This window comes from Marinobacter qingdaonensis (assembly GCF_034555935.1).
Lineage (GTDB): Bacteria > Pseudomonadota > Gammaproteobacteria > Pseudomonadales > Oleiphilaceae > Marinobacter > Marinobacter qingdaonensis.
Genome location: NZ_JAYDCJ010000003.1, coordinates 26898 through 42350, shown reverse-complemented (window position 1 = coordinate 42350; position 15453 = coordinate 26898). Strand labels below are relative to the sequence as shown.

The window sequence follows — 15453 nt, the reverse complement described above, 5'->3', positions numbered from 1 at the left end:
CTCTCCTCAGAACTTCAGGGTAATGGAGCCACTGATCACGTGTACGTCGCCGTCGGCGGTCACGTCGGTTTCGTTGCCGTCATAATCCACCAGGGTGAAATCCCGTTCCTGCAACTGCTGGTACTGATAACCAATGTCCATGCGGATCGGGTAGGCCAGCAGGCGGGTGCGGTTGTAGGTGGCGCTCAAACCGAGACCGACGACGATCTTGTCGGTGTCCAGGTAGTTGAGCTCTGGATTACGAGTGGTTTTGAGGGGAGATTCTTCGTAGGCCAGGCCGGCGCGTACGGCGAAATTCTGGTTCAGTTCGTATTCGGCGCCGATGCGCGGCACCAGGATGTCATCGAAGCGGATGCGGTCACCGGAAGACACCGATTCCTGATCCTTGATGGTGTCGCCGGCGAATTCGTTTTCCAGCTCGGACCAGTTCTGCTGTTCCACCGAACCGCCCACGCGCCAGCCATTACCGCGGTATTGGGCACCGAGGGCAATGGTTTCCGGCTGGAAGGAATCGATGGTGGCCACCGCCAGGCTCAGGCCCGGGTCGGGAATGGTCTGGGTCACGATGATGTTGGAGTCCACCGAGGTCGATGCGGACGACTTGGTGCGATAGGTGAGGGCGGTTTCCCAACCGTCGAAGAAGCAGTCGGACTCCGGGCAGATGGTGTCGCCCAGATCGATACTGGTGCCCAGGATGCTCTTCAGTGACGGCTCGGCGTTGACCGCCAGGCGCTCACGGCTGGTCTCGCCGCCCAGGGTGGAGACCGCCTCCAGGCTGGCTGCGGCTTCCAGGGTCACCCGCACCGAGGCGCCGGCGGAAATGCCGCGCCAGATCGGGGTGGCGCCGCCGACATTCAGGAACAACGGCTCTTTGCCGTACTGCAGGAACTGCCCGCTCTCCGTGGTCTCGGAGCGGAACGCCAGCATCTCCTTGCCGTACTTCTCCACACCGGCAATAAAGCCCAGGTAAATCGGGTGCTTGAACCGGGTAATGGAGCCCAGGTTGGTTTTCATGCCGATCAACACGTGCTGACTGGGGGAGCTGGAAAGCACATCACCATCGGCGTTGGGGTTGGCTGACCGCAGCTCCTGTTCGGCGTGCAACAGGCCGGAGGTCAGCTCGCCGCGATCGTCCTTGGTCAGCGCCGCCGGGTTGTAATAGGTGGCTGACACCTGATCGTTGAACATGGACAGCGACTGGGCGGTGGCGACATCCACCGGCATGACGCCGTAGGTGGTGCCCAGGTTGCCCATGCTGGCGTTGGTGGAAAGTGAAAGACTGGTCGTGATAGCCGTAACGGCCAGGGACAGCGCCCGTACTGATAACCGGGTGGAAGCCATTGATACACTCCATTATTTCATTGTTTTTGTCGCATGCCGTCTCGTTCTTGAGATCGGCTGTTCCATTATTTTCACAGTCAGTCTATGAGGCTTGTCTTATCAGGACTTTGGCTTTGTTGACGCAAATTCATGTCGGTAAAACCATCCAGGCCTTAGATGTTTTCGAGATACTCGTTAAAACAAATGCTTATATGATTTTTGGGGCCAGAGTTGCTGGGTAAAAAAAATTATTGGGGGCCGCCTTTCCCAACCCGGCCTGAGGGCGCTTTCTGTAAGGGTTGGCTGGCAGAAGCGTCGAGATGCTTTACACAACCTGTTGGCCCGAAATTGGGCGAGCCCGCTATCACCTTGTTAAGGAGACGATACAGGTTTTTTGGTGCGTTCCATGCTTCAGATTCAGGTGCGCGTCATTGTTCGTTTTGGAGTGGGTAGTGGCATCTGTAGTGACTCGCTAACGGTGCCTGTCTTTCAACAGGTTAAAAGAGGATGAAACTGAGTGATCCCTTATGGGGGGTTATGCACATGAATGTGATATCGAAATCAATCGTTTTGGCAGTAGCACTTGCCTGGGGCGGGTCCGCCTCCGCTTACATGATTGGCTCGACAGACGTAGGGGGTGTGGACACCCTGCTTGGAGAGACCAATGACCTGAACGCCAACCCGTCCGGCAGTTGCGGGCCTGGCAATAGCCCCAGTACCGAGCTTTGCTGGATTAACAACCTGCTGACCGATCTGGGCATGGGTACGACAACCTATGTCGAGGGCGACAAGGTGGAAGACCAGTCGTACACCACCGTGGATGGAAGTTCGTCCATCATCGCGTTTGAGCTTTCCAGCGCGACTGAGTACTTCTTCATCAAGAACTCAACCTGGTACGGGCTTTTCCAGAATAGCCCGGAGCTGGATTGGGCGGTCATTGATACCTCTCTGATTGCGGCCGGCTTCAACCTGCCGAGAGACGAGTTTACCATCAGTCACATTGCTCCCATCGGTGGCACCGTGGAAGTCCCCGAACCGGGCACCATGGCGCTTCTGGCCCTGGGGTTGGTGGCGATGAGTTGTCGGCGGAGGTTCATGAAGTCCTGACCAACACTCTGTAAACGCAAAGCCCCGACCTTGTCGGGGCTTTTTCGTTAGGCAATACCGGTAAAAGCGCCGGAACGGCTGTCGGTGGTGTTGAAGTGAGAATCGAGAGCAAGGATAGGAGTGGTGGGCCCAGCTGGACTCGAACCAGCGACCAAGGGATTATGAGTCCCCTGCTCTAACCAACTGAGCTATAGGCCCGTGCAGCAAGTGCTGTATTTGAAAGGTGTTTCCGGGGAGGAAACAGAGCGGGCGCCATTATACCGGTGAGGTCTGGCGCCCGCTACTGTCGGGGTAATTAACCCTGATTGCCCTGGTCGTCGATGAATCCGCGCAGGTGATCGGAGCGGGAAGGGTGGCGCAGCTTGCGCAGGGCCTTGGCTTCGATCTGACGGATCCGCTCCCGGGTGACGTCGAACTGCTTGCCGACTTCTTCCAGGGTGTGGTCGGTGTTCATCTCGATGCCGAAACGCATGCGCAGGACCTTGGACTCCCGGGCAGTCAGGCCAGCCAGCACGGAGCGGGTCGCTTCGCGCAGGCCTTCGGCGGTGGCGGAATCCACCGGCGACAGCGCCTGGATGTCCTCGATGAAATCGCCCAGATGGCTGTCTTCGTCGTCGCCGATCGGGGTTTCCATGGAGATCGGCTCTTTGGCGATCTTCAGCACCTTGCGGATCTTGTCTTCCGGCATTTCCATGCGCTCACCCAGCTCTTCCGGAGTGGGCTCGCGACCCATTTCCTGCAGCATCTGACGGGAGATGCGGTTGAGCTTGTTGATGGTCTCGATCATGTGCACCGGAATACGGATGGTGCGGGCCTGGTCCGCGATGGAGCGGGTGATGGCCTGACGGATCCACCAGGTGGCGTAGGTTGAGAACTTGTAGCCGCGGCGGTATTCGAACTTGTCGACCGCCTTCATCAGGCCGATGTTGCCCTCCTGGATCAGGTCCAGGAACTGCAGGCCGCGGTTGGTGTACTTCTTGGCGATGGAGATAACCAGACGCAGGTTGGCCTCGACCATCTCTTTCTTGGCTCGGCGGGCCTTGGCTTCGCCGATGGAGACCCGACGGTTGATTTCCTTGACGTCCGCCACGTCCAGATCCACCTCGGTCTGAACGTTCTGGATGCGCTTCTGCAAACGCACGATTTCATCAACGCGCTCAACCATGGGCGCCGCGTACGGCTTCTTGCTCTTGGTGATCTTGTCGGCCCACTCGAGGTTGGTCTCGTTGCCCGGGAACGACTTGATGAAGTCCTTGCGCGGCATTTTGCAGTCGCGGACGCAGATCTGCATGATCGCCCGCTCGTTCTCGCGCACCAGGTCGTTGGTGGAGCGGACCACGTTGACCAGCTCGTCGAACGCCTTGTTGGCCAGCTTGAACGGCGCAAACACCTGGCCCAGCTCGTTCAGGGCGTCCTGGGTTTTCTTGTCCGCACGGCCGTGCTTGGCCAGCGCCTTGTCGGCCGCGTTGAGTTTCTCTTTCAGCAGCTCGAAACGCAGGCGGGTTTCTTCCGGATCCGGACCGTTATCGGTTTCTTCCTCGCTGGAATCGTCGTCGTCATCGGAGGAATCGGAGTCGTCGGAGCTGTCGGTGCTGGTGTCCTCACCCATGAACGGCTCGGCGTCGTCCGGGTCGAGGAAACCGGTCACGATGTCGCTGATGCGGCCTTCGTTCTCGATGATGCGGTCGTAGGCCTGAATAACCGTGCCGGCAGTGCCGGGGAAGTGGGCCACGGCGGCCATCACGTCGCGGATGCCTTCCTCGATGCGCTTGGCAATGACAATCTCGCCTTCGCGGGTCAGCAGTTCGACGGTCCCCATCTCGCGCATGTACATGCGCACCGGGTCGGTGGTCCGGCCGGCGTCGGTCTCTACCGCAGCCAGGGCGGCTGCCGCTTCTGCCGCCGCGGCTTCATCCGCGGTGGAGTCGCCTTCGGTCATCAGCAGGGTATCGGCGTCCGGAGTCTCCTCCGTGACCTGGATACCCATGTCGTTGATCATGCGAATGATGTCTTCGACCTGATCCGGGTCGGCAATGTCTTCCGGAAGGTGGTCGTTTACCTCGGCGTAAGTCAGGTAACCTTGTTCCTTGCCTCGTGCAATGAGGTCTTTCAAACGTGATTTTTGCGAATTGCCTGACATAGACACCCTGTGAACTCGCTTTAAGAAGGAAAAAAGTTAAACAGCCATTATAGCTGTCGCTTGGTCGCACTGCCACCGAATGGTTAGATGGTGATCAACGCGTCTAGTTTCAAGTACCGTCAGTCCTGAGTGCCGCTACTCAGGGTCCGCAGCTCCGAGCGTTCCTCGGCGCTGAGGTTGGCAAAGTTGCGCAGCAACGTGGCCAGCCGCTGCTGGCGCGATGCCTCCTCGTTCGGGCTAAGTAATTCCCGAGCCGCCGCCAGGGTGCTTTCCCGGGCGGGAATGTGTTCAATCCCGTCGAACAGGTGGAAAAACCGCTCCCGGGCCTGGTTGTCCAGGGCCAGTGAGCGCACCAGCGTTTTCCGTTCCCGGATGTCCTGCTCCAGCATCCAGCTGGCAAAGCTGCGGGCCTGGCCGTACTGGCGGGAGCTGCGTGCCAGCTCCACCACTTCGGTGGCCATTTCCGGGGCCTCCAGCAGCGCCAGGCACAGCAGGCTGTCCTTGCTGAGCTTGACGTCGATGCGCTCCTCGGTGATCCGGTCCCGTCGCTCACCCTTCCACTGGCCCTTGCCACCCTGCTGCCGGCCCTGCCACTGGTTGCGGCCGCTGCAGAGCCGGAGCATCTCGTGCCACATGGCATCCCGCAGCGTGCTCTTGGGCATCTTGTTCAGCATCGGCTCGACCCGGGCTTTCAGCTCGCCCCGGTGCTCCGGCAGCTGCAGATCCAGCCCTTCGCTTTGCCGGTCGAACAGGTACCGGGACAACGGCGTGGCGCCGTCGATGCGCTGCTGGAAGGCCTCGGGGCCCTCCTTGCGAACCAGTGTGTCCGGGTCTTCGCCCTCCGGCAGCATCAGGAACTGCAGGTGCAGGCCGTCGGCCATCAGTTCCAGGGCGTTTTCCATGGCCCGGTCGGCGGCCCGGAATCCGGCCTGGTCGCCGTCGAAACAGAACACCACGTGCCGGACCTGTTTCAGCAGGGCGGTCAGGCTGTCCTGGTTGGTCGCCGTGCCCAGGGTCGCCACCGCGTAATGGATGCCGTGCTGGGCCAGGGCGATGACGTCCATGTAGCCCTCGACCACCAGCAGCTTGTCCAGCTGCCTCAGGGCCTGCTTGGCCTCAAACAGACCGTAGATCTCCCGGCTCTTGTGGAACACGTCGGACTCGGGAGAGTTGATGTACTTGGCCTTGTCGTCGCCCAGCGTGCGGCCGCCGAAAGCCACGGTCCGCCCCCGGCTGTTGCGAATGGGGAACATGACCCGGTTACGGAACAGATCCCGGGGCCGGCCGTACTTGTCCGAGACGGTCCCGGTCTCGATCAGTGGCCCCTTGAGACTGGTTTCGGCCGCCTCGAACAGCGCAGTGCCGGTCGCCGGCGCGTAACCAATCTGGTACTGCTGGACAATGGCCTCGTCCAGGCCCCGCTGGGCCAGATAATCCCGGGCGTAGCTTCCTTGCTGGCTGGCCAGTGCCGACTGGTAAAAGCGGCTGGCAAAGTCCAAAGCGTCGGTCAGCGTCCGGGCCTGCTGGATTTCCTGTTTCGCGGCCCGATCGTAGGGCACTTCCAGCCCGGCCCGCTTGGCCAGCTCCTCCACCGCCTCGGTGAACCCCAGACCCTCGAATTCCCGAACAAAGCTGATCGCGTCACCGTGGGCGCCGCAACCAAAGCAGTGGTAAAAGCCCTTGTCCGGCCGCACGTTGAAGGACGGCGTTTTTTCATCGTGGAACGGGCAGCAGGCCTTGTAGTTGGCGCCGGCTTTTTTCAGGGTGATGCGGGATCCGATCAGCTCTGCCAGATCCAGGCGATCAAGCAGGTCTTCGACGAAACGCTGAGGGATCAGTCCGCTCATGGAGGCTCCAGATCAACCGGGACTTATCGGGTTCGGCCATAGCCAAAAATGCCGCCGAAGCCAGGCCTCGGCGGCATTTTTTGAGTCGCTCTGCGCAGCCCGTGGCTGAACAGGCAATTCAGTGCTTTGCAGTCAAGCTGCGTCGGTACGACTCAGTACAGACGCTCGAACTTGCGCTGTTCCCGCTGAAGCTTCTTGAGATGACGCTTAACGGCAGCGGCTGCTTTGCGCTTGCGAACAGCGGTCGGCTTCTCGTAGTGCTCACGACGACGTACTTCGGACAGTACACCGGCCTTCTCGCAGGAACGCTTGAAGCGACGCAGTGCTACGTCAAACGGTTCATTCTCTTTCACTTTAACAGCTGGCATTCGGAAATCACCTACCTGATAGATTCGGTTTCAATTTTGTCCGCCCGGCGTTGGGCCGAGGCGGTTCGATCCCTGGTCAGATTGGCTAAAACTCGACCAGTGCATATTTTAGGGCGGCAATGATAGCGCCTGGGTCATGGCAAGGTCAATGTTTGTTCGATGAAACTGACAGGGGGTTTCGGCTTTCTGCTAAAATGCGGCCTTTTCCCACTCAGCCGATGGTTATGGCCCGGATATTATGCTGATTCTTGGTATCGAAACCTCCTGCGACGAAACCGGTGTGGCGCTGTTCGACAGCGAGCAGGGCCTGCTGGCCCACGCCTTGTTCAGTCAGATCGACATGCACGCCGATTACGGTGGTGTGGTGCCGGAGCTGGCGTCCCGGGATCACGTGCGCAAACTGCTGCCGCTGTGCGACCAGGTGCTGGCCGATGCCGGCAAGGCCCGGTCCGATCTGGACGGCATTGCCTACACCGCCGGTCCCGGCCTGGTCGGCGCCCTGATGGTGGGCGGTTCGGTCGCCCACGCCCTGGGGTTTGCCCTGGGCATTCCGGTGCTTGGCGTGCACCACATGGAAGGCCATCTGTTGGCACCGATGCTGGAGGACAACCCGCCGGCGTTCCCGTTTGTTGCCCTGCTGGTGTCCGGCGGCCATACCCAGCTGGTTCGGGTGGACGGCATCGGCGCCTACGAAATGCTGGGGGAATCCGTTGACGACGCCGCCGGTGAGGCCTTTGACAAGGCCGCCAAGATGCTCGGCCTGGACTACCCCGGCGGCCCGCGGGTGGCGGCGCTGGCCGAGCAGGGCACCCCTGACCGCTACCGGTTCCCGCGGCCGATGACCGACCGCCCGGGGCTGGATTTCAGCTTCAGTGGCCTAAAGACCTTTACCCTCAACACCGTGAACGCGGCCCGCGAGGACGGTGGCCTGGACGATCAGACCCGGGCCGACATTGCCCTGGCGTTCGAGGCCGCCGTGGTCGATACCCTGACCATCAAGTGCAAGCGGGCGCTGGAACAGACCGGCTGCAAACGCCTGGTCATCGCCGGCGGCGTGAGCGCCAACAAGCGACTGCGGGCGGGGCTGGAAAAGATGACTGCGAAGCTCCGGGCCGGGGTGTTCTACGCCCGTCCTGAATTCTGCACTGACAACGGCGCCATGATTGCCTACGCCGGTGCCCAGCGCCTGAAGGCCGGTCAGCAGGATGGCGAGCGCATCGTCGCGGTCCCGCGCTGGCCCATGAACACCCTGCCGGCGATCACCGAAGCCCGCGCCAACGGCCTGGTGGACTGAGCGGAATCAGAGCCCGGCTTCCCGGCCCTGGGCCAGGCGGATCAGATTGTTGCGGTGGCGAACCACGATCAGGATCGCCAGCAGGCCAAAGAGGGGTAGGGTGTTGGGCTCGATCAGGGCGCTGATGATCGGGCCGCTGACAATGGCCACCAGTGACGCCAGGGCCGAGATTCGCCAGCGCCACATCACCAGCGCCCAGATGGCCGCCATCACCAGCGTGGTGACTGGGGCCAGTGCCAGCCCCGCGCCCAGGGCCGTTGCCACCCCCTTGCCACCCTTGAACCGATAGAACACCGGCACCATGTGACCGGTCACCGCGCACAGGGCCACCATGGCCTGAGCCATGACCGACAGCCCGCTGACGTGGGCCAACCACACCGGCAGCCAGCCTTTGGCGGCATCCAGCACCAGGGTCGCCACCGCCGGCAGCCAGCCACCGGTCCGATAGACATTGGTGGCCCCCGGGTTGCCCGAGCCCTGAGCCCGGGGGTCGGGCAGCCCCCAGAGGCGGCACACCGGCAAGGCAAACAGCACCGAGCCGGCCAGGTAGGCGGCGGCGCAGAGCAGGACAGTGAGAACCGGATCGCTGGGCAGATTCATGGTGTTGGCTCGAGGGCGGAGACGTCTCCGGGTGTTGTGTGCGAAAATGCCGGCCCTGAAACGCCGGGCCAGTCAGATCACAGTATCCGCTGGTTGGGTGTTATTCAATCAGCAAAGAGTGGAATACTCCGGGAGTCAGCGTGGCAGACAGCGTGCTCATCGAAGGGCTGGTGGTGGAGACCGTGGTCGGTGTCTACGACTGGGAACGCAAGGTCGACCAGCGTCTGGTGGTCGACCTGGAGATGGCCTGGGACAACCGCGTCCCCGGTGCCTCCGACGACGTCCGCGACGCCCTGGATTACGCCGCTGTCAGTGAGCGGGTGACGTCCTGCCTGCAGACTCTCCAGCCGCAACTGCTGGAACACGGCGCCGAACACCTGGCCGCCGAGTTACGGCAGGCGTTCGGGATCCGCTGGCTGGCACTCACGATCCGCAAGCCGGGCGCCGTGCCCGCGGCCCAGTCGGTGGGTGTCCGGATTGAGCGGGGGGCGCGCTGATGGCCGAGCAGGTCCGGGTCTACATCAGTATCGGCAGCAACGTTGACCGGGCGCGCTACGTGACCGCAGCGCTCGATGCCCTGGACCAGTGGTTCGGCGAGCTGACCATTTCCCCGGTCTATGAAAGCGAGGCCGTCGGTTTTGATGGCTCGCCGTTCTATAACCTGGTGGTCGGAGTCGATACGGCGCTGTCGGTGGGGGAATTGTCCCGGCGCTTCAAGCAGCTGGAGGCCGAGAACGGACGCCGACGCGGCGCACCCAAATTCAGCGCCCGGACCCTGGATCTGGACATCCTCACCTACGGCGATCAGGTCGGGGTGATTGAAGGGGTCGAGCTGCCCCGGGGCGAAATCCTCAAGAACGCCTTCGTGCTGCGGCCCCTGGCCGACATTGCGCCGGCGCTGACCCACCCGGTGTGCGGCGAAACCTACGGTGCCCTGTGGCAGAACTACACCGCCGGCCAGAAGCTCTGGCCGATCGGCTTCACCTGGCAGGGGCGGAGGATCTCAACGCCTGCGGACTGACCGGAAACGGTCAATGAGATGGTCGGTGGAGCTGTCGCTGCCGGCCCCGGGGGCGGTGTCGTCCAGCAGACGCGGCAGAATCTCCTGGCCCAGTTGCTTGCCCAGCTCCACCCCCCACTGATCGAACGAATCCACCTGCCAGATCACCCCCTGCACGAAGGTCCGGTGCTCGTAGAGCGCGATCAGCGCGCCCAGGGTTTCCGGCGTCAGCTTGTCCATCATCAGGGTATTGCTCGGCTGGTTGCCGGGAATGACCTTGTGGGGCGCCAGGCGTTCCACCTCATCCGCGCTGTAACCATCCGCCACCAGTTCAGCCCGGGCTTCGTCCAGGGTCTTACCGGTCATCATGGCGCGACTCTGGCTCAGGCAGTTGGCGAACAGGTCCGCGTGGTGACTGGCCACCGGGTTGTGACTCTCCAGGGGGATGATGAAGTCGGCCGGAATCAGCCGGGTGCCCTGGTGGATCAACTGGTGGAACGCGTGTTGGCCATTGGAGCCGACGCCGCCCCAGATCACCGGCCCGCTGTCGTAACCGAGGGCGGTGCCCAGCGTCGTCACACCCTTGCCGTTGCTCTCCATGTCCAGCTGTTGCAGGTGTTCCGGCAGGCTGCGCAGGTAGTGGTCGTAGGGCAGGATGGCGTGGGTGTCGGCCTGCCAGAAGTTGTTGTACCAGACCCCGAGCAGGGCCATGACCACCGGCAGGTTCTGCGCCAGCGGGGCGTCCTGGAAATGCTGGTCCATGGCGTGGGCGCCCGCCAGCAGGCGGCGGAAATTGGCCATGCCGACGGTCAGCGCCACGGGCAGGCCAATCGCCGACCAGAGTGAGTACCGACCACCGACCCAATCCCACATCGGGAAAATGTTATCGGGCTGGATGCCAAACGCCTCGGCCGCCGGACCATTGGCGGTGACCGCGAGAAAATGCTGGCCCACGGCCGTTTCGGTGCCGCCCTGATCCAGGAACCACTGGCGGGCTACCTCGCCGTTCTTCAGGGTTTCCTGGGTCCGGAATGATTTGGACTGGATCAGGAACAGGGTGGTTTCGGGCCGGACTTGACGGAGGACTTCGCTGATGTCGGTGCCGTCGATGTTGGCCACGAAGTGGCAGCGCATGCCGTTCTGAACGTAGGGTTGCAGCGCCTCGCTCACCAGCCGGGGGCCCAGATAGGAGCCGCCGATGCCAATGCTGACCACGTCGGTGATGGTCTGGCCGGTGAAGCCGGTGCGGGCCTGGCTGAGCACCTGCGCCACCAGTTCTTCCATGCGCCCGAGGGTAGCCTGGACCTCGGCCACCACATCCACGCCATCCACCGTGATGCCGTCCGGCCCCGGATGACGCAGCGCCGTGTGCAGGGCCGGCCTGTTCTCGGTGACATTGACCGGGTCGCCCCGCAGCAGGGCGGCACGGTGGTCTCCCAGATTGCAGCGTTGGGCCAGGGCCACCAGGGCCTGCAGGGTGTCATCGGTGATGCGGTTCTTGGAGAAATCCAGCGCCAGCCCTGCGCCCTCGATGAAATAGCGCCGGGCACGCCCGGGGTCGTCGGCAAACAGCTGGCGCAGCGGAATGGCATCCAGAGCCTGCCGCTGTGCCTCCAGTGCCTGCCATTCGGCGCTCGAGGTCAATTCCGTGGCTGGGTCGGGCATTTGAACGTCCTTTTCGGTGGATCTTTTGCTAGCGGGTCAGGGACAGGTTGTCGATCAGTCGGGTGGTGCCCAGGAAGGCGGCCACCAGCAAGGTGATCTCGATGTCGTCCGGAGTGGCAGGTTTCAGGGTCTGGCTGTTGACGATGTTGAAGTAGTCGGGGCGCAGGCCGGCTGCGCTCAGCTGGTCCCGGGCTTCCGCTTCCAGGGTTTCGAAGTCCGAGCGGCCATCGGTCACCTGCCGGGCCGTGGCCTGCAGGGTCTGGTACACGACCGGGGCGAGCCGGCGTTCGTCGGCACTCAGGTAGCCATTGCGGGAGCTCTTGGCCAGGCCATCGTCTTCCCGCACGGTGGGGGCGCCGATCACTTCCACCGGCAGCATCAGGTCGCGCACCAGTTTGCGGATCACCGCCAGTTGCTGGAAATCCTTCTCCCCGAATACCGCCAGGTCGGGCTGGACCATGTTGAACAGCATGGTCACCACCGTGGCCACGCCCTCAAAGTGTCCGGGACGGCTGGCGCCGCAGTGGCCGTCGCTGACTTCCGGCACCACCACCTGGGTCTGTTGCGCCAGGCCTTCCGGGTAGACCTCGTCCACCCCGGGGGCAAACACCAGGGTGTTGCCGGCGGCTTCCAGTTGCTCCTGGTCTTCGACCAGGGTGCGGGGATACTTGTCCAGGTCCTCGCCGGCACCGAACTGCATCGGGTTCACGAAAATACTGGTGACCACCACATCGGCCGCCTCGGCGGCCTTACGCACCAGGGAAATGTGGCCTTCGTGCAGGTTGCCCATGGTGGGGACCAGGCCGATGGTCTTGCCCTGGCGCCGGTAGCCCCGGAGGATGGTGCGAAGTTCTTTCAGGGAATGTACGGTTCTCATGCCTTGAACGTGTGCTCCTCGGCCGGGAAGGTGCGCTCGCGCACCGCGGTAACATAGGCAGCCAGGGCTTCCTGAACGGAGTTGGTCTCGGCCAGGAAGTTTTTCACGAACCGGGGTTTCCGGCCGGTGGTCACCCCCAGCATGTCGTGCAGCACCAGGACCTGGCCGTCGGTGGCGGAACCGGCGCCAATGCCGATCACCGGGGCCTTCACGGCCTGGGTGATGCGGGCGGCCAGCTGAGCCGGCACGCATTCCAGCAGGATCACGTCGGCGCCGGCGGCTTCCAGTTCACAGGCGTGTTCGATCATCATTTCCGCGGCCTTCTCATCCCGGCCCTGAACCTTGTACCCGCCGAACTTGTTGACGAATTGCGGGGTCAGGCCCAGGTGGGCGCAGACTGGCACACCCCGTTCGCTCAGGGCGTGGATGGTGTCCTTCATCCAGTCGGTGCCTTCGAGTTTGACCAGATGGGCGCCGGCGCGCATGAGTTCGGCGGCGTTCTCCAGGGCGGCCTCCACGGTGCCGTAGGTCATGAACGGCATGTCGGCCATGATCAGCGCGCCACGGTTGCCCTTGGCCACACAGCTGGTGTGGTAGACCATCTGGTCCATGGTGACCGGCAGGGTGCTGTCGTTGCCTTGCAGGACCATGCCCAGGGAGTCGCCAATCAGGATCACGTCGACACCGGCCTCACTGACCAGCTGGGCGAAGGTGGCGTCGTAGGATGTCAGGACCGAAAAGGCCTCGCCTTTCTGCTTGTATTCCCGAAGGGTATTGATGGTAACAGCCATAAAATCCTTGCCTTGTGGGTGGATGGGCCTAGACCGGGCCGGGGTCTGCCAGCATTCAGTGCTAAGGGTAATCCGGGGGTATGCCTGAGGCAAGCGTAGCACGATCCGCCGCCCAGGCCCGCCGGCACGGCGTTCAGGACGGCGGAAACGGCTCCCGGGGGATCGGGGGAAGTTTGCGCAGGCCGTTGTCCGGGCAGGCGGCGCGCAGGTCGGCGACCGAGCGCCCGTCGGGCAGGGTCAGCGCCGGGTCTAAATCGAGCAGCGGTTGCAGCACAAAGTCTCGGTTGGGCAGTTCCCGGTGGGGCACCGTCAGCCGGTCGTCGTCCAGGCTGTGGTCGCCGTACACCAGCAGGTCCAGGTCCAGGGTGCGAGGCCCCCAGTGGCGCAACCGTTGCCGGCCATGCTGGAGCTCGATGGCCTGGAGTTGATCAAGCAGGGCGTGGGGCGCCAGCTCGGTCCTGAGCCAAACTGCGCCATTGACGAAGTCCGGCTGATCCTGGGGGCCGACGGGCCGGCTGGCGTAAAACGGCGATTGGGCCACCAGCACCGTACTAGGCAGGGTGGCCAGGGCCGTGACCGCGCGCGCCAGTTGCCCGGTCGGATTCTCCAGGTTGCTGCCCAGCCCAATAAAGGCGTTGGTGGTCATTGCTGGGCTGGACGTTTGGCGGCCGGTTTGCGACGCCGACGGCGCTTTTTCGGGCCGTCGCTGCCCAGCTCGGAGAGCATGCGTTCCTGGCCCCGGTCGTCGACTTTCTGGAACTCGGTCCACCACTCGCCCAGCCCGGGTTCGATCTCTCCGGCGCTTTCACGCACCAGCAGGAAATCGTAGGCAGCCCGGAAGCGCGGATGGCTCATGGTGGCGAACGCGCGCTTGCCCTGGCGCCGTGGCAGGCGCATCTGCAGCTCCCAGATTTCTTTCATGGGACCGGAGAAGCGCTTGGGAATGGAGGTGGCCTGGACCTGACGGCCGATCACCTTGCCAATGGCGCCGTGCAGGGCCGGTTGCACGGGATCGCCATGGTCCTGGCGCCGGGACCACTCCGCCTGCAGGGCGGGCCAGAGCATGGCCGCGAACAGGAAGTAGGGCGTTACCGATTTGCCCTGGGCAATGCGGGCGTCGGTGTTGCGCAGGGCCTGGCGGATCAGCTCGTCGGACTCGCCATTGTCGATGGCCCGGACGGTTTCCGGGAACAGCGGCGCCAGCAGGTTGTAGCGGGTCAGCAGGTCGTAGGTGGCCTCGCCCTGGCCGGCGGAGAACAGCTTCAGCACCTCTTCGAACAGGCGCGCCGGCGGAATGTGGGTGAGCAGGGGCGCCAGTTTGCGGATCGGGGCCTCGGTCTCCGGCTCGATGTCGAAATCGAGCTTGGCCGCGAACCGGATCGCCCGAAGCATGCGCACCGGGTCTTCCCGGTAACGGGTTTCCGGGTCGCCAATCAGGCGCAGCTGGCGGTTGCGCAGGTCGGTCACGCCATCGGCAAAATCGATCACCGTGAAATCGCGAATGCAGTAGTACAGCGCGTTGACGGTGAAGTCCCGACGCAGGGCGTCTTCTTCCTGGTTGCCGTAGACGTTGTCGCGCAACAGCAGACCGTGTTCGCTGGTCTTGTGCTCGTCGTCGCTGGTGTCTTCGTCGGCCTGGTTGGCGTTGCCGCGGAAGGTGGTGACCTCGATCACCTCGCGCCCGAACACCACGTGCACGATGCGGAAGCGACGGCCGATCAGCCGGGAGTTGCGGAACAGGTCGTGGACTTCTTCCGGGGTCGCGTTGGTGGCGATGTCGAAGTCTTTCGGGGTGCCGCCGAGCAGTATGTCGCGCACGCCGCCGCCGACCAGGTAGGCCTCGAAGCCGGCCTTGTTCAGCCGGTTGAGCACCTTCTTGGCGGGCTCGCTGATCATCGAGCGGGACACATTGTGCTGGTCGCGGGGGATTTCCCGGCGCTGGTACAGGCGGGACTTTTTCTTTCCGCTACCGGGAATGATTGAGCGGAGCTTGTCGACCGATTGCTCTACGAAAGAGGAAAGTGATTTAGGCATTGAAATCCGTGGTTGCGGTGAGCAAAAACCGAGAGTTTAACGGTTTGTGCAGGATTTGCCCATGTCTGGCCGGGAAGCCGTGGCGAAATACCAGGGGCCAGATAATCAAAAGGCGGATCCGTGTACACGAATCCGCCCTGAAAGCGTTGACGATCTGCATTGTTTTTGTTGTTGCCGGGATTTTTCTTGATTTTTTACCCCACTGCAGAACTCCAATCGGAGTCAAGCAGCGCAAACGGAAAGCTTTGAATACACAGAGCGGTCAGTGACAGCGGGAGAGTCTCTAGTAGTTACAGTGTCGCCTGGAAGACGATTCTTCTCTGCCTCTACAACTCACACGTGCCGTGGAACCCCTAAAAAGCAAAGTACCCAAAACACTCAGTTCGCTCACGCCCTATACTTGTTTTTGT

Annotated in this window: 14 protein-coding genes and 1 tRNA gene; 4 read left to right on the top strand and 11 right to left on the bottom strand. The window is 62.7% G+C overall.

Going from position 1 to position 15453, the window contains the following annotated elements; all coding sequences use genetic code 11:
• Positions 1-6: 6 nt before the first annotated feature.
• A complete protein-coding gene (gene aupA / locus U5822_RS03490) occupies positions 7-1341 on the bottom strand; it encodes an alkane uptake protein AupA (RefSeq protein ID WP_322854240.1) in 1335 nt (444 codons plus the stop codon).
• A gap of 549 nt (positions 1342-1890) precedes the next feature.
• On the opposite strand from aupA, the gene U5822_RS03485 reads away from it, so the two are divergent.
• On the top strand, positions 1891-2427 hold the full coding sequence (locus U5822_RS03485; protein WP_322854239.1) for a PEP-CTERM sorting domain-containing protein: 537 nt from the start codon (positions 1891-1893) through the stop codon (positions 2425-2427).
• Positions 2428-2548: 121 nt separating this feature from the next.
• On the opposite strand, the gene U5822_RS03480 is transcribed toward U5822_RS03485, so the two are convergent.
• From U5822_RS03480 to rpsU, 4 genes are all read right to left on the bottom strand, one after another.
• A tRNA-Ile gene (locus tag U5822_RS03480) sits at positions 2549-2625 on the bottom strand.
• Positions 2626-2722: 97 nt separating this feature from the next.
• On the bottom strand, positions 2723-4567 hold the full coding sequence (gene rpoD, locus U5822_RS03475; protein ID WP_322854238.1) for an RNA polymerase sigma factor RpoD: 1845 nt from the start codon (positions 4565-4567) through the stop codon (positions 2723-2725).
• 119 nt (positions 4568-4686) lie between these two features.
• Complete coding sequence (dnaG, locus tag U5822_RS03470) at positions 4687-6414, bottom strand: DNA primase (RefSeq protein WP_322854237.1); 1728 nt, start codon at positions 6412-6414, stop codon at positions 4687-4689.
• A 152-nt stretch (positions 6415-6566) separates the two neighbouring features.
• Positions 6567-6782 carry a 30S ribosomal protein S21 gene (rpsU, locus tag U5822_RS03465; protein WP_007153483.1) on the bottom strand — a complete coding sequence of 72 codons (216 nt, stop codon included), beginning with the start codon at positions 6780-6782 and terminating at the stop codon, positions 6567-6569.
• Positions 6783-7020: 238 nt separating this feature from the next.
• Between rpsU and tsaD the strand changes: the two genes are divergently transcribed.
• Positions 7021-8076 (top strand): tRNA (adenosine(37)-N6)-threonylcarbamoyltransferase complex transferase subunit TsaD, encoded by a 1056-nt coding sequence (gene tsaD, locus U5822_RS03460; protein ID WP_322854236.1) that lies wholly within the window; start codon positions 7021-7023, stop codon positions 8074-8076.
• Between the two features lie 6 nt (positions 8077-8082).
• Here tsaD and plsY read toward each other — a convergent pair whose 3' ends face one another.
• Positions 8083-8676 carry a glycerol-3-phosphate 1-O-acyltransferase PlsY gene (gene plsY / locus U5822_RS03455; protein ID WP_322854235.1) on the bottom strand — a complete coding sequence of 198 codons (594 nt, stop codon included), beginning with the start codon at positions 8674-8676 and terminating at the stop codon, positions 8083-8085.
• Positions 8677-8816: 140 nt separating this feature from the next.
• Between plsY and folB the strand changes: the two genes are divergently transcribed.
• Together folB and folK (U5822_RS03445) are read left to right on the top strand one after the other, a co-directional pair.
• Positions 8817-9173 carry a dihydroneopterin aldolase gene (gene folB / locus U5822_RS03450; protein ID WP_322854234.1) on the top strand — a complete coding sequence of 119 codons (357 nt, stop codon included), beginning with the start codon at positions 8817-8819 and terminating at the stop codon, positions 9171-9173.
• Positions 9173-9697, top strand: coding sequence for a 2-amino-4-hydroxy-6-hydroxymethyldihydropteridine diphosphokinase (gene folK / locus U5822_RS03445; protein ID WP_322854233.1), 525 nt, complete (start codon positions 9173-9175; stop codon positions 9695-9697). Before folB ends, folK (U5822_RS03445) begins: the two co-directional genes overlap by 1 nt.
• On the opposite strand, the gene pgi is transcribed toward folK (U5822_RS03445), so the two are convergent.
• The 5 genes from pgi to pcnB all read right to left on the bottom strand — a co-directional run bounded on the left by pgi (position 9680) and on the right by pcnB (position 15043).
• A complete protein-coding gene (gene pgi, locus U5822_RS03440) occupies positions 9680-11341 on the bottom strand; it encodes a glucose-6-phosphate isomerase (protein ID WP_322854232.1) in 1662 nt (553 codons plus the stop codon). The two genes, folK (U5822_RS03445) and pgi, sit on opposite strands and share 18 nt — an antisense overlap.
• Before the next feature lie 28 nt (positions 11342-11369).
• Positions 11370-12218, bottom strand: coding sequence for a pantoate--beta-alanine ligase (gene panC / locus U5822_RS03435; protein WP_322854231.1), 849 nt, complete (start codon positions 12216-12218; stop codon positions 11370-11372).
• Positions 12215-13009 carry a 3-methyl-2-oxobutanoate hydroxymethyltransferase gene (panB, locus tag U5822_RS03430; RefSeq protein WP_322854230.1) on the bottom strand — a complete coding sequence of 265 codons (795 nt, stop codon included), beginning with the start codon at positions 13007-13009 and terminating at the stop codon, positions 12215-12217. Before panB ends, panC begins: the two co-directional genes overlap by 4 nt.
• Positions 13010-13142: 133 nt before the next feature.
• Positions 13143-13655, bottom strand: a complete 513-nt coding sequence (gene folK / locus U5822_RS03425) for a 2-amino-4-hydroxy-6-hydroxymethyldihydropteridine diphosphokinase (protein WP_322854229.1) — start codon at positions 13653-13655, stop codon at positions 13143-13145.
• Positions 13652-15043, bottom strand: a complete 1392-nt coding sequence (gene pcnB, locus U5822_RS03420; protein ID WP_322854228.1) for a polynucleotide adenylyltransferase PcnB — start codon at positions 15041-15043, stop codon at positions 13652-13654. Before pcnB ends, folK (U5822_RS03425) begins: the two co-directional genes overlap by 4 nt.
• Between the last annotated feature and the right edge of the window lie 410 nt (positions 15044-15453).